Raw genomic sequence first — 18,054 nt, 5'->3', positions numbered from 1 at the left:
TCCCCGCTGATCTTTTTAGAGAGGTTTACGCTTGTTTGACCGTTATGACGCCGGTGAGCAGGCGGTGCTGGTACACATCTATTTTTCGCAAGACAAAGATATGGAAGACCTCCAGGAGTTTGAATCTCTGGTCTCTTCCGCCGGTGTCGAAGCAATGCAGGTGATTACCGGTAGCCGTAAAGCGCCGCACCCGAAGTACTTTGTTGGTGAAGGTAAAGCAGTTGAAATTGCGGATGCCGTAAAAGCAACCGGCGCATCCGTTGTGCTGTTTGATCATGCGCTGTCTCCGGCTCAGGAACGTAACCTGGAAGCTCTCTGCGAATGCCGTGTAATCGATCGCACGGGGTTGATCTTAGATATTTTTGCTCAGCGTGCGCGTACCCACGAGGGTAAGTTGCAGGTTGAGCTGGCGCAGTTGCGCCATCTGGCGACGCGTCTGGTGCGTGGCTGGACACACCTTGAAAGACAAAAAGGCGGGATTGGTTTGCGCGGCCCGGGTGAAACCCAGCTCGAAACCGACCGCCGTTTGCTGCGTGGGCGTATAACCCAGATCCTTTCACGTCTGGAACGTGTAGAGAAACAGCGCGAACAGGGGCGTCGGGCGCGAACGAAAGCCGATATCCCAACGGTGTCGCTGGTGGGCTATACCAACGCCGGTAAATCCACCTTGTTTAACCAGATAACCGAGGCCCAGGTGTATGCCGCAGACCAGCTGTTTGCGACCCTGGACCCAACCCTGCGCCGTATTGACGTCGCAGACGTGGGTGAAACGGTGCTGGCGGATACCGTAGGGTTTATCCGCCATCTGCCGCACGATCTGGTCGCGGCGTTTAAAGCGACGTTGCAGGAGACGCGTCAGGCGACCCTGCTGCTGCACGTCATTGATGCGGCGGACGTACGCGTGCAGGAGAACATCGACGCGGTGAACGTGGTGCTCGAAGAGATCGACGCCCACGAAATTCCCACCCTGTTGGTGATGAATAAGATCGATATGCTGGACGATTTCGAACCGCGTATTGACCGAGACGAAGAGAACAAACCGATTCGGGTCTGGCTGTCTGCTCAGGCCGGGATTGGTGTGCCACTGCTTTTCCAGGCTTTGACAGAACGTCTTTCCGGTGAGGTAGCTCAGCACACGCTGCGACTGCCGCCACAGGAAGGCAGGCTGCGCAGCCGGTTTTATCAGCTTCAGGCGATAGAAAAAGAGTGGATGGAGGATGACGGCAGCGTGGGGATGCAGGTGCGTATGCCGATCGTTGACTGGCGTCGCCTCTGTAAACAAGAACCTGCGCTGGCGGACTATATCGTCTGATCAGAAAGGGGAAGCCTGAAAAATTCGCCCTTGCATAACAAATATGGAGCATATACATGGCGTGGAATCAGCCCGGTAATAACGGACAAGACCGCGACCCGTGGGGAAGCAGCAATAATCAAGGCGGCAACTCTGGGGGAAATGGCAACAAAGGTGGTCGCGAGCAGGGGCCGCCGGATCTGGATGATATCTTCCGCAAACTGAGCAAAAAGCTTGGTGGCCTTGGCGGAGGAAAAGGTTCTGGCTCGGGTGGCAATTCCACTCAGAGTCCGCGCCCGCCAATGGGTGGCCGCGTGGTGGGCATTGTCGCCGCTGCGGTGGTAATCATCTGGGCAGCCAGCGGGTTCTACACCATTAAAGAAGCAGAACGCGGCGTGGTCACCCGTTTCGGTAAGTTCAGCCATCTGGTTGAGCCGGGCCTGAACTGGAAGCCGACCTTCATCGATGACGTGACCGCGGTTAACGTGGAGTCCGTCCGTGAACTGGCCGCCTCTGGCGTGATGTTGACCTCTGACGAGAACGTGGTGCGCGTTGAGATGAACGTACAGTACCGCGTGACCGATCCGGAACGTTATCTGTTTAGCGTGACCAGCGCCGATGACAGCCTGCGTCAGGCAACCGACAGCGCCCTGCGTGGCGTGATCGGCAAATACACCATGGACCGTATCCTGACCGAAGGTCGTACCGTTATTCGTAGCGATACCCAGCGTGAGCTGGAAGAGACCATCCGTCCGTACAACATGGGTATCACCCTGCTGGACGTCAACTTCCAGGCTGCACGTCCGCCGGAAGAGGTGAAAGCCGCGTTTGACGATGCGATTGCCGCGCGTGAAAACGAACAGCAGTACATCCGTGAAGCGGAAGCGTACACCAACGAAGTTCAGCCGCGTGCAAACGGTCAGGCGCAGCGTATTCTGGAAGAAGCGCGTGCGTATAAGACCCAGACCATCCTGGAAGCACAGGGTGAAGTGGCTCGCTTCGCGAAGATCCTGCCGGAATATAAAGCCGCGCCGGAAATTACCCGTGAGCGTCTCTATATCGAGACCATGGAAAAAGTGCTGAGCCATACGCGTAAAGTGCTGGTTAACGACAACAAAGGCGGAAACCTGATGGTCCTGCCGCTGGATCAGATGCTGAAAGGCGGTTCTGCACCGGCAGCAAAAGACAACAGCGGTGCGAACAACCTGCTGCGTCTGCCACCGGCCTCGTCTGGCAGCGCCAGCGCGAACACAACGCCTTCTTCGAACGATGGTGACATTATGGACCAACGCCGTGCTAACGCGCAGCGTAACGACTACCAGCGTCAGGGGGAATAAGGATGCGTAAGTCAGTTATTGCGATCATCATCATCGTACTGGTCGTGCTCTACACCTCCATCTTTGTGGTGAAAGAGGGCGAACGTGGGATCAAGTTCCAGTTCAGCAGCGTCGTGCGTGACGGCGACAAGCGTCCGGTGATTTATGAGCCGGGTCTGCACTTTAAGATCCCGTTCATTCAGTCAGTGAAAACGCTCGATGCGCGTATCCAGACCATGGATAACCAGGCCGATCGTTTCGTGACCAAAGAGAAGAAAGACCTGATCGTTGATTCCTATATCAAATGGCGCATCAGCGATTTCAGCCGCTACTTCCTGGCAACCGGGGGTGGCGACGTTTCTCAGGCAGAAGTGCTGCTGAAACGTAAGTTCTCTGACCGTCTGCGTTCCGAAATTGGTCGTCTGGATGTGAAAGACATCGTGACCGACTCCCGTGGTCGTCTGACGCTGGAAGTGCGTGATGCGCTGAACTCCGGCTCTGCGGGCACCGAAGATGAAGTTGAAACCCCGGCGGCAGACGATGCGATTGCCAAAGCGGCTGAACGTGTTCAGGCTGAAACCAACGGTAAAGTGCCGGTGATCAACCCGAACAGTATGGCGGCACTGGGCATCGAAGTGGTTGACGTGCGCATCAAGCAGATCAACCTGCCAGCGGAAGTGTCCGAGGCGATCTACAACCGTATGCGCGCCGAGCGTGAAGCGGTAGCCCGTCGTCACCGTTCACAGGGTCAGGAAGAAGCGGAAAAACTGCGCGCGGCAGCGGACTATGAAGTAACCAAGACGCTGGCGGAATCTGAGCGCCAGGGTCGTATCCTGCGCGGTGAAGGTGATGCCGAAGCGGCTAAACTGTTTGCTGATGCATTCAGCCAGGATCCAGACTTCTACGCCTTCATCCGTAGCCTTCGCGCTTACGAGAATAGCTTCAAGAGCAACCAGGATGTGATGGTGCTCAGCCCGGACAGCGATTTCTTCCGTTATATGAAGACGCCGACCAACGCAACGCGATAAACTCAGGCTCGTTTGAGTATTCAAACCACCGCTCTTCACGGAGCGGTGGTTTTCTTTTATAAGGATGAAAAATGAACTCCACGATCTGGCTCGCACTGGCCCTGGTTTTGGTGCTGGAAGGCCTCGGCCCGATGCTCTATCCGCGCGCATGGCGCCGGATGATCGCGACAATGAGCCAACTCCCGGACAATATTTTGCGTCGTTTTGGCGGTGGTCTTGTGGTTGCCGGTATCGTTATCTACTACATGTTGAGGAAAACGATTGGCTGATCAAAAACTAACCGCAATTGGCATATTTTAGGGTCAAAAAGTGCTGTATATCTGAAAAAGCGATGGTAGAATCCATTTTTAAGCAAACGGTGATTTTGAAAAAATGGGTAACAACGTCGTCGTACTGGGCACCCAATGGGGTGACGAAGGTAAAGGGAAGATTGTTGATCTTCTGACTGAACGGGCTAAATATGTTGTACGCTACCAGGGCGGTCACAACGCAGGCCATACTCTCGTAATCAACGGTGAAAAAACCGTCCTCCATCTTATTCCATCAGGCATTCTTCGCGAAAACGTCACCAGCATCATCGGTAACGGCGTTGTGCTGTCTCCCGCTGCGCTGATGAAAGAGATGAAAGGTCTGGAAGACCGTGGTATCCCTGTTCGTGAGCGTCTGCTGCTCTCCGAAGCCTGCCCGCTGATCCTGGATTATCATGTGGCACTGGACGTGGCGCGTGAAAAAGCGCGTGGCGCGAAAGCGATTGGCACCACCGGTCGTGGTATCGGCCCGGCTTACGAAGATAAAGTGGCTCGTCGCGGTCTGCGCGTGGGTGACCTCTTCGACAAAGCGACCTTCGCTGAAAAACTGAAAGAAGTGATGGAATATCACAACTTCCAGCTGGTGAACTTCTACAAAGCCGAAGCCGTTGACTACCAGAAAGTGCTGGATGACGTCATGGCGATTGCTGATATTCTGACCGGTATGGTTGTTGATGTGTCCGATCTGCTGGACCAGGCGCGCAAGCGTGGCGATTTCGTCATGTTTGAAGGTGCGCAGGGTACGCTGCTGGACATCGACCACGGTACCTATCCGTACGTAACGTCCTCTAACACCACCGCGGGTGGCGTGGCAACCGGCTCCGGTCTGGGCCCGCGTTATGTCGATTACGTTCTGGGCATCATCAAAGCGTACTCCACTCGCGTGGGTGCAGGTCCATTCCCGACCGAACTGTTTGATGAGACCGGCGAGTTCCTCTGCAAGCAGGGTAACGAGTTTGGCGCGACCACCGGTCGTCGTCGTCGTACCGGCTGGCTGGACGCCGTTGCCGTACGTCGCGCAGTGCAGATCAACTCCCTGTCTGGCTTCTGCCTGACCAAGCTGGACGTACTGGACGGCCTGAAAGAAGTAAAAATCTGCGTAGGCTACCGTATGCCTGATGGCCGCGAAGTGACCACCACTCCGCTGGCTGCTGACGACTGGGAAGGCATTGAGCCAATTTACGAAACCATGCCGGGCTGGTCTGAGACCACATTTGGTGTGAAAGAGCGTAGTGGCCTGCCAAAAGCCGCGCTGGACTACATCAAGCGCATTGAAGAACTGACCGAAGTGCCGATCGATATTATTTCTACCGGCCCGGATCGTACTGAAACGATGATCCTGCGCGACCCGTTCGACGCATAATCTTCGTGACTGCTGGCCTGCGGGGAAACCCGTAGGCCGGATAAGCGCAGCGCCATCCGGCGACCGCTCCTGGATCTCCGCTTTTTCGCCCCGTCTGTCAAATAAATTAGCCGCTAACTATCTGGCTGGTTTATCATCATTAATGAATATCTCTGCGGTTTGACCGCGTTTTCCCTTTTTCCTGAGGTTGATGTGCAGTTAACAAGTTTCACCGATTACGGCTTACGCGCGCTGATTTACATGGCGTCGTTACCCGATGGGAAGATGACCAGCATCTCTGAAGTCACAGAGGTGTACGGTGTGTCCCGTAATCATATGGTCAAAATAATCAATCAACTTAGTCGTGCCGGATACGTTGCTGCCGTCCGCGGGAAGAATGGAGGGATCCGTCTCGGTAAACCGGCGCAGAGTATCCGTATTGGCGATGTGGTACGTGAACTGGAGCCGCTCTCTCTGGTGAACTGTAGCAGCGCGTTCTGCCACATTACGCCCGCTTGCCGCCTGAAACAGGCGCTTTCAAAGGCCGTGCAAAGTTTTCTCAAGGAACTGGATAACTACACGCTGGCCGATTTGGTTGAAGAGAATCAACCGCTTTATAAATTATTGCTGGTGGAATGAAGAAAATTTCCACCGGAGCTGACAACGGAGGAACCGACATGTCACAAGATCCTTTCCAGGAACGCGAAGCCGAAAAATACGCGAATCCTATCCCCAGCCGCGAGTTCATCATTGAACACTTAACAAAACGCGAAAAACCCGCCAATCGTGAAGAACTTGCCGTTGAACTGAACATTGAAGGTGAAGAGCAAATTGAAGCCCTTCGCCGCCGCCTGCGCGCCATGGAACGTGACGGGCAACTTGTCTTTACTCGTCGCCAGTGCTACGCGCTGCCAGAACGCCTCGACCTGCTGAAAGGCACCGTTATTGGTCATCGCGATGGCTTCGGCTTCCTGCGCGTGGAAGGCCGTAAAGACGACCTGTACCTCTCATCCGAACAGATGAAGATGTGTATTCACGGCGACCAGATCCTGGCGCAGCCGCTGGGTGCAGACCGTAAAGGCCGCCGCGAAGCGCGCGTGGTCCGCGTGCTGGTGCCGAAAACCAGCCAGATTGTAGGCCGTTACTTTACCGATGCGGGCGTAGGCTTTGTGGTGCCGGACGACAGCCGTCTGAGCTTCGACATTCTCATCCCGCCTGAAGAGGTGATGGGCGCACGCATGGGCTTTGTGGTGGTGGTGGAACTCACCCAGCGCCCAACCCGTCGCACCAAAGCGGTGGGTAAAATCGTCGAAGTGCTGGGCGATAACATGGGCACCGGCATGGCCGTCGATATGGCGCTGCGTACCCATGAAATTCCGTATGTCTGGCCGAAAGCGGTTGAAGATCAGATTGAAAACCTGCGTGAAGAAGTGCCGGAAGAGTCCAAAGCAGGCCGCGTGGATCTGCGCGATCTGCCGCTGGTCACCATTGATGGTGAAGACGCCCGTGACTTCGATGATGCCGTATATTGCGAGAAAAAACGCGGTGGCGGCTGGCGTCTGTGGGTGGCTATCGCGGATGTGAGCTATTACGTGCGTCCGCACACGCCGCTGGATAACGAAGCGCGCAGCCGCGGTACGTCGGTCTACTTCCCGTCGCAGGTTGTACCGATGCTGCCAGAAGTGCTCTCCAACGGCCTGTGTTCCCTCAACCCGCAGGTGGACCGCCTGTGTATGGTCTGCGAGATGACCATCTCCAGCAAGGGACGTCTGACGGGCTATAAGTTCTACGAAGCGGTGATGAGTTCTCATGCGCGCCTGACCTATACCAAGGTCTGGCATATGTTGCAGGGCGATCAGGATCTTCGCGAACAGTACGCGCCGCTGGTCAAACACATCGAAGAGCTGCACAACCTCTACAAAACGCTGGATCAGGCGCGCGAAGAGCGCGGTGGGATCTCGTTTGAGAGTGAAGAGGCGAAGTTTATCTTTAACGCTGAGCGTCGTATCGAGCGTATCGAACAGACTCAGCGTAACGATGCGCACAAGCTGATTGAAGAGTGTATGATCCTGGCGAACATCTCGGCGGCACGTTTCGTTGAGAAAGCCAAAGAGCCTGCGCTGTTCCGTATTCACGACAAGCCAACCACGGAGGCCGTAACCTCGTTCCGCTCCGTGCTGGCTGAACTCGGTCTGGAGCTGCCTGGCGGTAATAAGCCTGAGCCACGCGATTACGCCGAGCTGCTGGAATCCATCAGCGATCGTCCTGACGCGGAAATGCTGCAAACCATGCTGCTGCGCTCCATGAAGCAGGCGATTTACGATCCTGAAAACCGGGGCCACTTTGGTCTGGCGTTACAGTCGTACGCGCACTTTACCTCGCCGATCCGCCGTTATCCGGATCTGTCCCTGCACCGTGCGATCAAGTATCTGCTGGCGCACGAGCAGGGTCATAAAGGCAACACGACCGAAACCGGAGGGTATCACTACTCCATGGAAGAGATGCTGCAACTGGGCCAGCATTGTTCCATGACCGAGCGTCGTGCGGATGAAGCGACGCGCGACGTGGCGGACTGGCTGAAGTGTGACTTTATGCTGGATCAGGTGGGTAACGTCTTTAAAGGCGTGATTGCCAGCGTCACCGGCTTTGGCTTCTTCGTGCGTCTGGATGAGCTGTTTATCGACGGTCTGGTGCACGTTTCCAGCCTCGATAACGATTACTACCGCTTCGACCAGGTCGGACAACGTCTGATCGGCGAATCCGGCGGCCAGACCTACCGTCTGGGCGATCGGGTGGAAGTGAAGGTTGAAGCCGTGAATATGGACGACCGTAAAATCGACTTCAGCCTCATCTCCAGCGAGCGTGCTCCGCGTAACGTCGGCAAAACCGAGCGTGAGAAAGCGAAAAAAGGCGGTAACGGTAAAGCGGGCGGTAAGCGACGTCAGGCAGGTAAAAGAGTAAACTTTGAGCCAGACAGTGCTTTCCGTGGCGAGAAGAAACAGAAGCCCAAGGCGGCGAAAAAAGACGCTCGTAAAGCGAAAAAACCGTCGACCAAGACCCAAAAAATAGCGGCCGCGACCAAAGCGAAGCGCGCGGCGAAGAAACAGCAGGCGGAGTAATTTCCCCTCACCCTGACCCTCTCCCCAACGGGAGAGGGAAAATATTTATTACGAGAACCATCAATGAGTGAAATGATTTACGGCATCCACGCGGTGCAGGCCCTGCTGGAGCGCGCGCCGGAGCGTTTTCAGGAAGTTTTTATTCTGAAAGGGCGTGAAGACAAACGTCTGATGCCGCTGATCCACGCGCTGGAAGCGCAGGGCGTAGTGATCCAGCTGGCGAACCGCCAGTATCTGGATGAAAAAAGCGAAGGTGCTGTACACCAGGGCATTATCGCGCGCGTGAAGCCAGGCCGTCAGTATCAGGAGAACGATCTGCCGGATCTGATCGCCGGGCTGGAGAACCCGTTCTTCCTGATCCTCGATGGCGTAACCGACCCACATAACCTGGGCGCGTGCCTGCGTAGCGCCGATGCAGCAGGCGTGCATGCGGTGATTGTGCCAAAAGATCGCTCCGCGCAGCTTAACGCTACCGCTAAAAAAGTCGCCTGCGGCGCGGCGGAAAACGTCCCGTTAATCCGCGTGACTAACCTGGCGCGCACCATGCGTCTGTTGCAGGAAGAAAATATCTGGATCGTAGGAACAGCCGGTGAAGCGGATCACACCCTGTACCAGAGCAAAATGACCGGCCGTATGGCGCTGGTGATGGGAGCGGAAGGCGAAGGTATGCGTCGTCTGACGCGCGAGCACTGCGATGAGCTGATCAGCATCCCAATGGCGGGCAGCGTATCGTCCCTGAACGTTTCTGTTGCGACGGGTATCTGCCTGTTTGAAGCGGTGCGTCAGCGCGGGTAGCCTGTTGTGCCGGGTGGCGGCTTCGCCTTACCCGGCCTACAAAAGCATGGTACCGTAGGCCCGGTAAGCGCAGCGCCACCGGGCAACAATCTCACTCCTCTAACGACCGTAAATGGTCATCCTTTCTCAGCGTCATCAGCGCGAAAATACTCACCACCGCCGTTGCCATCACGTAGTACGCCGGAATATCCAGATTGCCCGTCTCTTTAATCAGCCCGGTAATGATCAGCCCCGCACAGCCCGAGAAGATCGCATTCGACAGAGAATAGGCCAGCCCCAGCCCGGTATAACGCACGCGCGTCGGGAACATCTCAGACAGCATTGCCGGCCCCGGCCCTGCCAGCATCCCAACCAGACCCCCCGCAATCAGCACCACAATCGCTTTGACTGCCAGCGTACTGGATTCCGCCTGCAAAATTTTCAGCAGCGGCAGGGCGAGGATCAGCAGGAGCACGGTGGCGATAATCATCACCGTGCGCCGCCCGATCCTGTCGCTCAGCATGCCCGACGGAATGATCGTGAGCGCAAACCCAATGTTAGAAATCACCGCAATCAGTAACGCCTGGTTAAAACCGGTGTGCAGCGCAGATTGCAGATAGGTCGGCATAATCACCAGATAGGTATAACCCGCCGCAGACCAGACCATCACGCGGCCAATGCCCATCAGGATGGTTTTGAACGTGGCGGCGGTGCTGGCCTGAGTAACAACCGGTTTTTCCCGTTGCTGCACAAAGCTCGGCGTCTCTTCCATGCTCACCCGCAGCCATAGCGCGACCGCACCCATCGGCAGCGCCAGGAAGAACGGAATGCGCCAGCCCCAGTCGTGCAAGGCTTCAGGGGAGAGCAGGGCAGAGAGCAACGCGACAATGCCTGCGCCCGCTAACAGCCCGAGCGCCACGGTAAAGGACTGCCATGCCCCGTAAAGACCGCGCTTGCCGCGCGGGGCGAACTCCGTCATCAATGAGACCGCACCGCCATACTCACCGCCCGCGAACAGTCCTTGCAGAATACGCAGGAGCGTAACGATCAGCGGCGCGGCAATCCCGATACTGGCGTAGACCGGCACAATACCGATGGCAGCGGTGGCGAGCGTCATCAATACCAGCACTATAATCAGCGTCGGTTTGCGGCCAATCCTGTCGCCAATGCGGCCAAAGACCACCGCACCCAGCGGACGGAAGAAGAAAGCGATGGCGAACGAGGCCCAGGTGAGGATCAGGCTGGTGAGCTCCGCTTCCCCCTCAAGCTGGAAGAAGTTTCTGGCAATCACCGTTGCCAGAAAACCGTAGACCGCAAATTCATACCACTCGATGAAATTACCGATGGAGCCTGCAATTAATGCACGCTTGTGCGCATCCTGTTGCATAACGATCCTCACAAAAACGGGGTAAGAATAAATTATTCAGCATTAGTGAAGTAATGAAATAGTTTATTCTTATGTTCTGTGAGCTATTTCACGAATGATATCAACACGATCGTCATCGTGTGACCCCCCTCCCATGCAGCGTGCATGCCCTCTGTCCATACTTACCTTTATTGCCAATGAAAGGAGGGAGACAGCATGCACTGGCAGACACATACCGTTTTTAATCAACCTGCACCGCTATCGAACAGCAACCTTTTTCTCTCTGATTGCGCCCTGCGCGATGCGGTAGCGCGCGAAGGGGCTGAGTGGGATGTGGATCTTCTTGCCAGCATCGGACAGCAGTTGGGTACGGCGGAGTCGCTGGAGCTGGGCAGGCTGGCGAACGTTAATCCGCCGGAGCTGCTGCGTTATGACGCCACGGGAACGAGGCTGGATGACGTCCGCTTTCATCCGGCATGGCATCTTCTGATGCAGGGGCTTTGCGCCAACCGGGTGCACAACCTGGCGTGGGAGGAGGAGGCGCGGAAAGGATCGTTCGTCGCCCGGGCCGCGCGTTTTGTGCTGCATGCTCAGGTGGAGGCGGGAACGCTATGCCCGGTGACCATGACCTTCGCCGCCACGCCGCTGTTGCTACAGTCGCTGCCCAAACCGTTTGACAACTGGTTAACGCCGCTGATGAGCGATCGCTACGATCCCCATCTCGCGCCGGGGGCGCAAAAGCGCGGCCTGCTGATCGGTATGGGGATGACGGAAAAGCAGGGCGGTTCGGACGTACTCAGTAATACCACCAAAGCAGAGAAATGCAGTGATGGCAGTTACCGGCTGGTGGGGCACAAATGGTTTTTCTCCGTGCCGCAGAGCGATGCGCATCTGGTGCTGGCGCAGGCGAAGGGCGGGCTTTCCTGCTTTTTTGTTCCGCGTTTTTTACCCGACGGGCAACGTAATGCCGTGCGCCTTGAGCGTCTGAAGGACAAGCTCGGTAACCGTTCAAATGCCAGCAGTGAGGCTGAGTTCCTTGATGCTTACGGCTGGCTGCTGGGCGAAGAGGGTGAAGGTGTCCGGCAAATTCTGAAGATGGGCGGGCTGACGCGCTTTGACTGTGCGCTTGGCAGCCACGGATTGATGCGCCGTGCGCTCTCGGTGGCGCTTTATCATGCCCATCAGCGGCAGACCTTCGGCAAAAATCTGATCGACCAGCCGTTAATGCGCGACGTGCTAAGCCGTATGGCGCTGGTGCTGGAGGGACACACGGCACTGCTGTTCCGACTCGCCCGGGCGTGGGACAACCGCACCGACCCGCAGGAGGCCGCATGGGCGCGGCTTTTCACTCCGGCGGCAAAATACAGCGTCTGCAAAGCGGGCATACCGTTTGTGGCAGAGGCAATGGAGGTGCTGGGCGGTGCAGGCTATTGCGAAGAGAGTGAACTTCCGCGGTTGTACCGTGAAATGCCCGTCAACAGCATCTGGGAAGGCTCTGGCAATATTATGTGCCTGGATGTACTGCGCGTGCTGGCGAAGCAGTCGGGCATTCTCGACCTGCTCGCCGATGATTTCGTGCAGGTCAAAGGTCAGGACAGGCACTTCGATCGCAGCTGGCGGCAGCTACAGCAGAAGCTGCGTAAACCGCAGGAAGCGCAGGGCAGGGAGATCGCGCGGCAGCTCTTTTTACTCGGGGCCGGAAGCCAGATGCTGCGGCACGCATCGCCGCCCGTGGCGCAGGCGTGGTGCCGCATGATGCTGGATACCCGAGGCGGCACGCTGATGAGCGAACAGGTGCAAACCGACCTGCTTCTGCGCGCCACGGGCCGGGTCGGTTAAGCCTTCAGCTGGAACAGGCTCACCAGCCGGGTGAGATGTGAACCCTTCTCGCGCAGCGTCTGTGCCGTCTGCTCGCTGCGCGAGATGCGATCGGCATTGATGTGCGATGCCTCACCGATGTGCGTCATCGCCAGATTCACCTGACCAATCCCCGCAGACTGCTCGCGGGAGGCGTGGTTGATTTCGGTGACAAGCTGGCTGATGTTATCGATATGAACAATGATGGCATCCATCGCCAGACGCGTCTGCTCAGACAGCGCATGGCCTTCGCTCACCTTGTTCAGCGTGTCGCCAATCAGCTGTTCAATCTCTTTTACCGCGTTGGCACTGCGTGCGGCCAGGGCGCGCACCTCTTGCGCCACCACTGCGAAACCTTTCCCGTGCTCGCCCGCCCGCGCCGCTTCAACCGCCGCATTGAGCGCCAGGATATTGGTCTGGAAAGCGATGGACTCAATCACGCGGGTAATGTCTTCAATGCGTTTCGATGCATCACGAATATCATCCATGGTGGAAACTGCGTGGGTCACCGTCTCTCCACCCTGATGCACCGCGCGTGAGGTTTCCCCCACCAGCTGCTGAGTTTGCTCCATGTTGGCGGCATTTTGCTGCACGGTGGCGGCTAATTGCTCCATGCTGGCGGAGGTCTCCTCAACGCTGCTGGCCTGTTTGTTGATCTGTTCAGAGATCTCGCCGGTGTCTGAAGCCAGCGCGTTAGTCCCCAGATGGATTTCGCTTGCGGCCTCGCGGACCTGCAACACAATTTTTTGCAGGCCGCCCCCGATCCCGTTGATGGCATCAATCAGCTGGCCGACCTCATCCTGGCGGGTTACCGGCAGGCTGGCGCGCAGATCGCCTGCGGCATACTGCCGGGCAAGCGCGATCACTGCGCGCAGTGGGCGGGTTAGCATCCGGCGAATGAGGATAACGAACAGGCCCGCGAAGAGCACGGATAGCACCACGCCCGCCATCAGGAAGCGATCGCGCAGCGTGGTGACGCTTGAAAGCAGTACGGCTTTATCCACTTCACCCACGATGGTCCAGTTCCAGCCCGGCAGCGGCGTGTAGGCAACTTTGAGCGTACGGCCATCTGCGCTCACGCGCTCCAGCGTGCCGGCTTTATCACTCAGAAGCTGCTGCTGTGTCGCCGTGTCCCAGTTGGGCAGTTTGCCCTCTTCGCTGGCATGGAACAGATACTGTCCGCGCGTTTTGCCGCTGCTGCGATCCAGTACAAAGAAGTGGCCGCTCTCGCCCAGACGACGGTTAAGGATTTTCTCGCGCATGACGTTCCACGAATGGGTGATGTCCACGCCGACAAAGATAATCCCGATAACCTGGCCTTCCGCATTTTTAACAGGCTGGTACTGCGTGATATAGCGCTTGCCGAACAGCAGCGCGAGGCCGCGATAGACCTCCCCTTTGGTGACAGCCGCAAATGCCGGGCTGGTGGTATCAAGAACGGTTCCGATGGCGCGGTCGCCATTCTCTTTGCGCAGCGACGTGGCCACGCGGATAAAATCGTTACCGCTGCGGACAAACAGCGTCGAGATGGCTCCCGTTCGGCTCAGGAAGTCATCAGAAAGCGTATTGTTTTCATGCAACTCCGTTTCGCCGCCTTTCAGCAGAGGAACGGTAAGCCCGTTTATGGTCCGGCTCTGGCTGTTGTCGCTGTTCAGCGGCTGTGGCAAAAAGGTGGTGAACAGACGGGTATAGCTTTCAACCTCTTCGCTCAGGCTGGTGTTGAACATCTCGACCATATCCACCATGCCGGTGGACTGGTTGTGCAGGTCTTCAACCGCAAGATCTTCAAGCTGCTGGCTGGCGTTGTGGCTCAACAGAAAAGTGAACAGCAAAAAAAGCGTGGCGACACTGGCACCTGTTAGCAGCGATAGCTTCGTGCCCAGACCTGCCCGGCGGAAAAAGGTGATCATAAATTGCTCATTATTGAAAAGTGATGGCTGTTCAACGGCAGAGCAGAGATAACGTTTACCTGTTTAATGTAACTGAATGTTACATGTTTGTTTTCGTTAGGTTTCGGGAGAGATAAAAAATTTGCAAAAGTGAAAAGCCACTAAAATTAAGTGGCTTTTATCGAAAGGGATTATGCATAAAGAATGGCCTGCACGCGCCAGTGATTAACATGGTGATCTTCCTGCATCTGGACGATGCGATACCAGGATGCGCCCTGTTCATCGGCCTTCAGGGCGACGACACGTTCAACGTCTTGCGGACTCCCCGTGATATTATTGACGGAGATCTGACCAATCTCGTTCAGGCCCGTGACGCAATCCGCGCTGGCAAATTCGGCCGACTGCGCCGTGGTGCTCAGCAGGCCCGCTGAAAGCAATAGCGTCGTTAAAGCAAGGGTTCGTTTCATCGTCAGCTCCTTTTCACGTGTCTCCGGTATCCGCCGGGCAATCCTTCGCGAATAAACTCATTTCCATTGTTGCTGGCATGGAGTTTATTGTGGACAGGAAAATGTCTACGGACGCAAAGCAGTGTAAAAGTCGTTCAAATGATGATGCTTACTTACGGTATAAAATTCCCTGGGCGTACCACTGTCCCGTAATAATGGTTTCATCAATCATCGTGATGACGTAATAATCTGCTTTTGCGGCAACGGCCTGTGCTTCAATTGCGTCTTCTGCATCATCCGGGGAACCACGAACCATCGCGGATACGGTACCCAGGCGTTGTAATCCTTCCGTCTGATTACGACGAATTTCCTGAGGATGATCGGTAACCGGCGGCGCCGGTTCTGGCGTACCCTGCAATACGGAACATCCGCTGAGCAGTGAGACCAGCAATAAAGCGGTAAGCCTGCGCATAAACCTGTCTCTTTTCCTGATAGCCATAGTGTAGTTGTCTGCGAATTTAGTTTTGGGGGAATGTTCCCGAAGTGTTATCTGGGACGTAGATTTCGAATGAAAATATCGTGAAACCGTAATCCAGCTCTCAACATTATGAATCATTCATCAGCACAGGATCGACAATGATTGAAATTGAAACTCGCCAGCTGAATGAGCATGAAATCATCCATGCTTTTCCGGCTGGTAAAGGTGACCAGCCGCTGCCGACGGTAGTTTTCTATCATGGCTTTCTCTCCTCGAAGCTGGTCTACAGCTATTTTGCCGTCGCGCTGGCGCAGGCCGGTTTCCGGGTGGTCATGCCTGATGCGCCGAATCATGGGGCACGCTTTACGGGCGATGAGCAGGCGCGGCTGGGGCTGTTCTGGCAAACGCTGCACGGCAATCTGACCGAGTTCGCCGGGCTGCGTGACGCGCTCTTGCAGGCCGGGCTGGTGGAGGGGAAACGGCTGGCGGTCGCAGGGGCATCAATGGGCGGAATGACGGCGCTGGGGATCATGACCAGGCATCCGGAGGTGACGTCCCTGGCTTGCCTGATGGGATCGGGCTACTTTACATCACTGGCAAAGACGTTGTTCCCGCCGCAGGCCCCTCAGGAGATTGAGACCCTGTTGTCTGAATGGGACGTCAGCCATGCGCTTTCACAGCTGGCCGATCGTCCGCTGCTGCTGTGGCATGGGGATGCCGATGACGTCGTACCGCCCGGTGAAACGTTCCGCCTGCAACAGGCGCTACAGCGCGAAGGGCTGGACAGCAATCTGACCTGCCTGTGGGGAGCGGGTGTCCGGCACCGTATTACCCCGGCCGCGCTGGAGTCAACCGTGGAATTCTTCCGTCAGCACCTTTAAACGCGCAGCACTGTGACACCCTGATCCTCGAGCTTGCTGAGGATCTCGGGGTTGGCGTTTTTGCCGGTGATCACCATGCTGATTTGCTCGGCGCGGCTGAAAAGCATGCCAGCGCGCTCACCGACCTTGCTGCTGTCGACCAGCACCACCAGCTTGCCCACCACGTTAAGCATGTTCTGCTCTGCCATTGCGGTGAGCATATCGGTTTTATACAGGCCATCCGCCGTCAGGCCTTTGCCGCTGGTAAACATCCAGTGCCCGGCGTAGAGGCTGTTTTCACTGTCCTGCGGGCTCAGGGTGATGGACTGGCTCTTGTTATACTGGCCGCCCATGATCACCACGCTTTCATGTTCCTGGTCGATGAGATAGTTGGCCAGCGGCAGATAGTTGGTGATGATCTGCACCGGCTTGCCGCACATCTCACGGCCCAGCAGAAACGCCGTCGAACCGCAGTTGATTACCACGCTCTCCCCAGGATTCACCAGCTGTGATGCCGCTCTGGCAATCCGCACCTTTTCATCGTGATTCTGCGCCTGGTGGATGTTCATCGGCGTCCAGCGTGGACGCTGCTGGCTGATGGCCTCTGCACCGTTGCGGACTTTTTTCAGCTTGCCGCTCTCATCCAGCTTGTTAATGTCCCGCCGCGCGGTAGCGGGGGAGATCCCTAAACGTTCGATCACTTTCTCGACGGTGATAAACCCTGTTTGCGCCAGGAGTTCCAGTAAAATTTGATGCCGTTGCGCTTCCGTCATGAGCTATTCCGATAAGAATTGATTTGAAAAGATGATATTTGAAATAGCGTGAAATTACTAAGATAAATATGACATCGCCAGACGCAAGGTCTGGCGATTGGGCCTCAGAATCAGAGGAAGGATTTGAACGGCAGATCGGGTTCAATCGTAAAGCAATCATCGAAACCACGCGGGTAGTGGTACTCAAGATTGTCTTTATCCAGCGGCCAGGTGAACTTGCCGCCAACCTGCCAGATGAACGGCTTGAAGCCATACTTGAGGCGGTCTTTTTTCATCTCCCACAGGACGCGGATCTCTTGCGGATCGGCCTGGAAGTTTGACCAGATATCGTGGTGGAACGGGATCACCACTTTGGTGTTCAGCGCTTCGGCCATACGCAGCATGTCTGCGCTGGTCATTTTGTCGGTGATCCCGCGCGGGTTTTCACCGTAAGAGCCAAGCGCCACGTCAATCTGATGCTCGTTACCGTGCTTCGCGTAATAGTTGGAGTAGTGGGAGTCACCGCTGTGATACAGGGAACCGCCAGGCGTTTTGAACAGGTAGTTCACCGCGCGCTCATCCATCCCGTCTGGCAGTACGCCTGCGGCTTTCTGGTCGGCAGGCAGGGTGATCAGCGCGGTACGGTCAAAGGCATCCAGCGCGTGAATTTCAATGTCTTTGATTTTCACTACGTCGCCCGGCTTCATCACGATGCAGCGCTCTTTTGGCACGCCCCAGCCAATCCACAAATCCACGCAGGTCTGCGGCCCAATAAACGGTACGTCGTCCGCGCAGTTTTGCATTACCGCTGCCGCCACGTTCACGTCGATATGATCGTTGTGATCGTGGGTAGAGAGTACGGCGTCGATCTGACGAATGGCAAAAGGATCCAACACGAAAGGCGTGGTGCGCAGGTTCGGCTGGAGCTTTTCAACGCCGGCCATACGCTGCATCTGGTGGCCTTTTTTCATCAGTGGATTGCCGTGGCTCTGTTTGCCGGTGCCGCACCAGAAATCAACACAAATGTTGGCGCCGCCTTCTGATTTCAGCCAGATCCCGGTGCAGCCCAGCCACCACATCGCAAATGTGCCAGGAGCAACCTGTTCCTGCTCGATCTCTTCGTTCAGCCAGCTACCCCACTCCGGAAAGGTACTCAGAATCCATGATTCACGGGTGATGGTTTTCACTTTACTCATCGTTTGACTCCTGGTTTTAATCAAAAGTAATC

At 56.3% G+C, this 18,054-nt stretch carries 16 protein-coding genes; 10 read left to right on the top strand and 6 right to left on the bottom strand.

The window, feature by feature from the left end; genetic code table 11:
• Positions 1-31 precede the first annotated feature (31 nt).
• The 8 genes from hflX to rlmB all read left to right on the top strand — a co-directional run bounded on the left by hflX (position 32) and on the right by rlmB (position 9,199).
• The gene (gene hflX, locus SK54_RS21300) at positions 32-1,312 is read left to right on the top strand and encodes a ribosome rescue GTPase HflX (RefSeq protein ID WP_003855991.1); all 1,281 of its coding nucleotides are present in this window, start codon (positions 32-34) and stop codon (positions 1,310-1,312) included.
• Positions 1,313-1,368: 56 nt separating this feature from the next.
• A complete protein-coding gene (gene hflK, locus SK54_RS21295) occupies positions 1,369-2,628 on the top strand; it encodes an FtsH protease activity modulator HflK (RefSeq protein WP_003855992.1) in 1,260 nt (419 codons plus the stop codon).
• A 2-nt stretch (positions 2,629-2,630) separates the two neighbouring features.
• The gene (gene hflC / locus SK54_RS21290; protein WP_003855994.1) at positions 2,631-3,635 is read left to right on the top strand and encodes a protease modulator HflC; all 1,005 of its coding nucleotides are present in this window, start codon (positions 2,631-2,633) and stop codon (positions 3,633-3,635) included.
• A 71-nt stretch (positions 3,636-3,706) separates the two neighbouring features.
• Positions 3,707-3,904 carry a DUF2065 domain-containing protein gene (locus SK54_RS21285; protein WP_003855996.1) on the top strand — a complete coding sequence of 66 codons (198 nt, stop codon included), beginning with the start codon at positions 3,707-3,709 and terminating at the stop codon, positions 3,902-3,904.
• Positions 3,905-4,007: 103 nt separating this feature from the next.
• Positions 4,008-5,306 carry an adenylosuccinate synthase gene (locus SK54_RS21280; protein WP_003855997.1) on the top strand — a complete coding sequence of 433 codons (1,299 nt, stop codon included), beginning with the start codon at positions 4,008-4,010 and terminating at the stop codon, positions 5,304-5,306.
• Between the two features lie 192 nt (positions 5,307-5,498).
• Positions 5,499-5,924, top strand: coding sequence for a nitric oxide-sensing transcriptional repressor NsrR (gene nsrR / locus SK54_RS21275; RefSeq protein ID WP_003855998.1), 426 nt, complete (start codon positions 5,499-5,501; stop codon positions 5,922-5,924).
• Between the two features lie 38 nt (positions 5,925-5,962).
• On the top strand, positions 5,963-8,404 hold the full coding sequence (rnr, locus tag SK54_RS21270; RefSeq protein ID WP_032104769.1) for a ribonuclease R: 2,442 nt from the start codon (positions 5,963-5,965) through the stop codon (positions 8,402-8,404).
• A gap of 63 nt (positions 8,405-8,467) precedes the next feature.
• On the top strand, positions 8,468-9,199 hold the full coding sequence (gene rlmB, locus SK54_RS21265; RefSeq protein ID WP_015572470.1) for a 23S rRNA (guanosine(2251)-2'-O)-methyltransferase RlmB: 732 nt from the start codon (positions 8,468-8,470) through the stop codon (positions 9,197-9,199).
• Between the two features lie 91 nt (positions 9,200-9,290).
• Here the strand turns inward: rlmB and SK54_RS21260 are convergent, their stop codons facing one another.
• Complete coding sequence (locus SK54_RS21260) at positions 9,291-10,565, bottom strand: MFS transporter (protein ID WP_015572471.1); 1,275 nt, start codon at positions 10,563-10,565, stop codon at positions 9,291-9,293.
• Between the two features lie 195 nt (positions 10,566-10,760).
• Here SK54_RS21260 and SK54_RS21255 point away from each other — a divergent pair, with 195 nt between their 5' ends.
• On the top strand, positions 10,761-12,383 hold the full coding sequence (locus SK54_RS21255; RefSeq protein WP_047062249.1) for an isovaleryl-CoA dehydrogenase: 1,623 nt from the start codon (positions 10,761-10,763) through the stop codon (positions 12,381-12,383).
• On the opposite strand, the gene SK54_RS21250 is transcribed toward SK54_RS21255, so the two are convergent.
• From SK54_RS21250 to bsmA, 3 genes are all read right to left on the bottom strand, one after another.
• Positions 12,380-14,311, bottom strand: a complete 1,932-nt coding sequence (locus SK54_RS21250) for a methyl-accepting chemotaxis protein (RefSeq protein WP_047062250.1) — start codon at positions 14,309-14,311, stop codon at positions 12,380-12,382. The two genes, SK54_RS21255 and SK54_RS21250, sit on opposite strands and share 4 nt — an antisense overlap.
• Positions 14,312-14,481: 170 nt before the next feature.
• Entirely contained in the window at positions 14,482-14,757 is a 276-nt protein-coding gene (gene yjfN / locus SK54_RS21245; protein ID WP_003856009.1) for a DUF1471 family protease activator YjfN, read from the bottom strand.
• A 148-nt stretch (positions 14,758-14,905) separates the two neighbouring features.
• Entirely contained in the window at positions 14,906-15,235 is a 330-nt protein-coding gene (gene bsmA / locus SK54_RS21240; RefSeq protein WP_003856011.1) for a biofilm peroxide resistance protein BsmA, read from the bottom strand.
• A gap of 137 nt (positions 15,236-15,372) precedes the next feature.
• Here bsmA and yjfP point away from each other — a divergent pair, with 137 nt between their 5' ends.
• On the top strand, positions 15,373-16,095 hold the full coding sequence (yjfP, locus tag SK54_RS21235; RefSeq protein WP_048247916.1) for an esterase: 723 nt from the start codon (positions 15,373-15,375) through the stop codon (positions 16,093-16,095).
• On the opposite strand, the gene ulaR is transcribed toward yjfP, so the two are convergent.
• Both ulaR and ulaG read right to left on the bottom strand, forming a co-directional pair.
• Positions 16,092-16,847, bottom strand: coding sequence for an HTH-type transcriptional regulator UlaR (gene ulaR / locus SK54_RS21230; protein WP_003856014.1), 756 nt, complete (start codon positions 16,845-16,847; stop codon positions 16,092-16,094). The two genes, yjfP and ulaR, sit on opposite strands and share 4 nt — an antisense overlap.
• Before the next feature lie 110 nt (positions 16,848-16,957).
• Positions 16,958-18,022 carry an L-ascorbate 6-phosphate lactonase gene (gene ulaG, locus SK54_RS21225; RefSeq protein WP_006810379.1) on the bottom strand — a complete coding sequence of 355 codons (1,065 nt, stop codon included), beginning with the start codon at positions 18,020-18,022 and terminating at the stop codon, positions 16,958-16,960.
• Positions 18,023-18,054 lie beyond the last annotated feature (32 nt).

Source organism: Enterobacter sp. MGH120, from assembly GCF_001037725.1.
Classification (GTDB): Bacteria; Pseudomonadota; Gammaproteobacteria; order Enterobacterales; family Enterobacteriaceae; genus Enterobacter; species Enterobacter hormaechei_C.
The sequence above is the reverse complement of the archived record's forward strand: the minus strand, read 5'-3'. Positions and strand labels throughout refer to the sequence as shown.